Annotated in this window: 3 protein-coding genes; all 3 read left to right on the forward strand. The window is 67.8% G+C overall.

The window, feature by feature from the left end:
• Positions 1–1,741, forward strand: a 1,741-nt coding sequence (locus ACTHL9_RS05220) for a 3'-5' exonuclease (RefSeq protein WP_440517787.1), incomplete at its 5' end; no start/stop codon positions are given.
• 378 nt (positions 1,742–2,119) lie between these two features.
• Entirely contained in the window at positions 2,120–3,292 is a 1,173-nt protein-coding gene (sucC, locus tag ACTHL9_RS05225) for an ADP-forming succinate--CoA ligase subunit beta (RefSeq protein ID WP_440517788.1), read from the forward strand.
• A gap of 10 nt (positions 3,293–3,302) precedes the next feature.
• Positions 3,303–4,238 (forward strand): succinate--CoA ligase subunit alpha, encoded by a 936-nt coding sequence (gene sucD / locus ACTHL9_RS05230; RefSeq protein WP_440517789.1) that lies wholly within the window; start codon positions 3,303–3,305, stop codon positions 4,236–4,238.
• Positions 4,239–4,435 lie beyond the last annotated feature (197 nt).

The following is a 4,435-nucleotide window of genomic DNA, read 5'->3' on the forward strand; positions in this document are numbered from 1 at the left end:
CCTGTTCCGGGCGTTCCCGGCGGTCGCGGAAGGCTACCGGCGGCGATTCCGGCACGTGCTCGTCGACGAATACCAGGATACGAACCACGCCCAGTACGCGCTCGTGCGGGAGCTCGTCGGCGCCAAAGGAGACGAGCAGAGCAGCGAGCCCGCTGAACTGACGGTCGTCGGCGACTCGGATCAGTCCATCTACGCGTTCCGCGGGGCCGACATCCGCAACATCGTCGAGTTCGAGAAGGACTATCCGAACGCCCGCACCATCAAGCTCGAGCAGAACTACCGCTCTACGCAGACGATCCTCTCGGCCGCGAACGCCGTGATCTCACGCAACCCGAACCGGCCCGAGAAGACGCTCTGGACGGCCGAGGGCAACGGCGAGAAGATCATCGGCTACGCCGCGGAGAACGAGCACGAAGAAGCGCGGTTCATCGCCGGCGAGATCGACCGGCTCGTGGACACGGGAGACTACCGGCCCGGCGACGTCGCCGTCTTCTACCGCACGAACGCCCAGTCGCGCAGCCTCGAGGAAATCCTCCTGCGTGTGGGCCTGCCGTACAAGGTCGTGGGCGGCACCCGCTTCTACGAGCGCAAGGAGATCAAGGACGCGCTCGCCTATCTGCGCGTACTCGTGAACCCGGACGACGACGTCAACCTCCGCCGGATCCTCAACGAACCCAAGCGGGGCATCGGCGATCGCGCCGAGGGGGCAATTGCAGCGCTCGCCGAGCGCGACCGGACGTCGTTCATCACGGCCATGCGCCGGGCCGACGAGGCCCCGGCGATGGCGACCCGTTCCGTGAACGCCGTCAACGGCTTCGTCAAGCTCCTCGACGACCTCGCCGTCGTCGCAGCCGGCTCGGGCGCCGCGGCGGCGCTCGAAGCAGTCCTCGAGCAGACCGGCTACCTGGCCGGCCTCAGGAGCTCGACCGATCCCCAGGACGAGTCGCGCGTCGAGAACCTTGCCGAGCTGGTCGCCGTCGTCCGCGAGTACGAGCGAGACAACCCGGAGGGGACGCTCTCCGACTTTCTCGAGCAGGTCTCGCTCGTGGCGGATGCGGACCAGATCCCGGACGCCCCGGGGGCCTCACCCGAAGAAGTCGAGGCCGCCGTCGCGGAGGCCAAGCGGCAGGGCGTGGTGACGCTCATGACGCTCCACACCGCCAAGGGGCTCGAGTTCCCAGTTGTGTTCCTGACCGGTCTGGAGCACGGCGTGTTCCCGCACCGACGGTCCGCGACTGATCCCGAGGAGCTCGCGGAGGAGCGGCGGCTGGCCTACGTGGGCCACACGCGCGCCCGCGAGCGGCTCTACCTGACGCGCTCCGAGGTGCGGAGCCTGTGGGGCCAGAGCGAGTACTATCCGGCGAGCCAGTTCATCGGTGAAGTCCCTGCCGAGCTCATCGACTGGAAGCGGGAGGGCTCTGCGCGTCCGCCTGCGGTGGGTTCCGCAGGGGACCGCTTCTCGTCGCGGTATTCGGGCTCCTCGTGGGGATCGGGGGTGAGTCGGAACGCTCAGTTCGACGCGATCTCCTCGCCTCCTGCCTCAGTCCGCGCCAATCGGGTGCAGCCGCAGAAGGAGATCATCTCCGTCTCCGTGGGGGACAAGGTCAACCACACCGCGTTCGGCAACGGCACCGTCATCGGGGTCGAGGGCTCGGGGGACAAGACCGTGGCCAAGGTGACGTTCCCCGTGGGGGAGAAGCGGCTCCTCCTGCGGTACGCGCCTCTGACGAAGGTGAGCTGAGGGCCGGGCGTTCCCGCGCGGCCGGCCTCCCCAAGTTCTCCGCCTGACTCCCCATCTTTCCCGGCCCCGCAGCCGAGGAAAGCCCGAGATCTTGGGCGAGTGACGTCGTCGTCCGCTCGAGAGCTGGGGAAACCGGCGGAGAAGCTGGGGAAGTTGGCGGAGAAGCTGGGGAGGCCGGCGGACGCGGATGGACAGCCGCGGATTCTACACGATGTAGAGCTGTGCCCTTGGTCACGAAAAGTGCCGCGGCGGGACCGGTCCTGCTGGGAGGGGCTAGAGTTTCCCCTTGGAGCACTGGGCCCGCCGACGGGGGAGCTCCCACCGGCGAACCAAGGGTGTTCCGAGTCAGAACTACTTCGACGTAGAGGACCCTGAACCGTGGACCTGTTTGAATATCAGGCGCGCGATCTGTTCGAGGCACACGGCGTGCCCGTGCTGGCCGGAATCGTTGCGCACACCCCTGAGGAAGCCAAGGCTGCCGCCGAGAAGATTGGCGGCGTGACCGTCGTCAAGGCCCAGGTGAAGGTCGGAGGCCGCGGCAAGGCCGGCGGTGTCAAGGTTGCGAAGTCCGCCGACGAGGCGTACGAGCACGCGAAGAACATCCTCGGGATGGACATCAAGGGCCACACGGTCAAGAAGGTCATGATCGCGCAGGGCGCGGACATCGCCGAGGAGTACTACTTCTCCGTGCTGTTGGACCGCGCGAACCGCAACTACCTCGCCATGTGCTCGGTCGAGGGCGGCATGGAGATCGAGCAGCTCGCGGTGGAGCGCCCCGAGGCGCTCGCGAAGGTCCCGGTCGATCCGGGCACGGGCATCGACGCGGCCAAGGCCGCCGAGATCGCGGAGGCCGCGGGCTTCGCCCCGGAGCTGCGCGAGAAGGTCGCGGACGTCATTGTCAAGCTGTGGGACGTCTTCAAGGGTGAGGACGCCACGCTCGTCGAGGTCAACCCGCTCGTCAAGACCGGCTCGGGCGACCTCATCGCGCTGGATGGCAAGGTCTCCCTCGACGAGAACGCCGAGTTCCGCCACAAGGAGCACGACGAGCTCGCGGACAAGGAGTCCGAGGACCCGCTCGAGGCCAAGGCCAAGGCCCTGGACCTGAACTACGTCAAGCTCGACGGCGAGGTCGGCATCATCGGCAACGGCGCGGGCCTGGTCATGTCCACGCTCGACGTCGTCGCGTACGCGGGCGAGAAGCACGGCAACGTCAAGCCGGCCAACTTCTTGGACATCGGCGGCGGCGCCTCGGCCGAGGTCATGGCGAACGGCCTCTCGATCATCCTCGGCGACGAGCAGGTCAAGAGCGTGTTCGTGAACGTCTTCGGCGGCATCACCGCGTGCGACGCCGTGGCCAACGGCATCGTCGGCGCGCTCGAGAAGCTCGGCGACTCCGCGAACAAGCCGCTCGTCGTGCGCCTCGACGGCAACAGCGTCGAGGAGGGCCGGCGCATCCTGCACGAGGCCAACCACCCGCTGGTCACCCTCGCCGAGAACATGGACCAGGGCGCCGACAAGGCCGCCGAGCTCGCCAACTCGAGCGCGAAGTAAGGGACGCACAATGTCGATCTTCCTGAACAAGAACAACAAGGTCATCGTCCAGGGCATCACCGGCTCGGAAGGCTCCAAGCACACCGCCCGCATGCTCGCGGCGGGGACGAACGTCGTCGGAGGCGTGAACGCCCGCAAGGCCGGCACCACGGTCAAGCACGAGGACCAGCACGGCTCCCCGATCGAGCTGCCCGTGTTCGGCTCGGTCAAGGAGGCCATGGCCGAGACCGGCGCGGACACCTCGATCGTGTTCGTCCCGCCGGCCTTCACCAAAGACGCCGTGGTCGAGGCGATTGAGGCCGAGATCGGCCTCGTCGTGGTCATCACCGAGGGCGTGCCGGTGCAGGACTCCGCCGAGTTCTGGGCCCTCGCCCAGTCCAAGAAGGACGCCGAGGGCAAGCAGATCACCCGCATCATCGGCCCGAACTGCCCCGGGATCATCACCCCGGGCGAGGCCCTCGTGGGCATCACCCCGGCGAACATCACCGGCAAGGGCGGCGTCGGGCTCGTCTCGAAGTCCGGCACGCTGACCTACCAGATGATGTACGAGCTCCGCGACCTCGGCTTCTCCACCGCCATCGGCATCGGCGGCGATCCGGTGATCGGCACGACGCACATCGACGCCCTCGCCGCGTTCGAGGCCGACCCCGAGACCAAGGCCATCGTGATGATCGGCGAGATCGGCGGCGACGCCGAGGAGCGCGCGGCCGAGTTCATCAAGAACAACGTCACCAAGCCGGTCGTCGGCTACGTGGCCGGCTTCACCGCGCCCGAGGGCAAGACCATGGGCCACGCCGGCGCCATCGTCTCTGGCTCCTCGGGCACCGCGCAGGCGAAGAAGGAGGCCCTCGAGGCCGCAGGCGTCAAGGTCGGCAAGACCCCGTCCGAGACGGCGCACCTCCTCCGCAGCGTGTACCCGAAGCATGAGGAGCAGTCGAACCTCTGAGTTCCGCTCCGCTTGCGCCGTCACCATTTCAGGGTTCCCACCCCCCAAAGGTGACGCCCATTGGTGTGTCAGGCCGCCGTCGTCGTTGCTATCGCTTCTGCGGCGACCTTATGGCTTCTGCGGCGATCCGGCGCGCGATGAACTTCGCGTCGCGGCCCACGCCGCCCACCAGATGCGAGTAGAAGCCGCGCTGGAAG

The organism is Sinomonas sp. (assembly GCF_051955515.1).
GTDB lineage: Bacteria > Actinomycetota > Actinomycetes > Actinomycetales > Micrococcaceae > Sinomonas.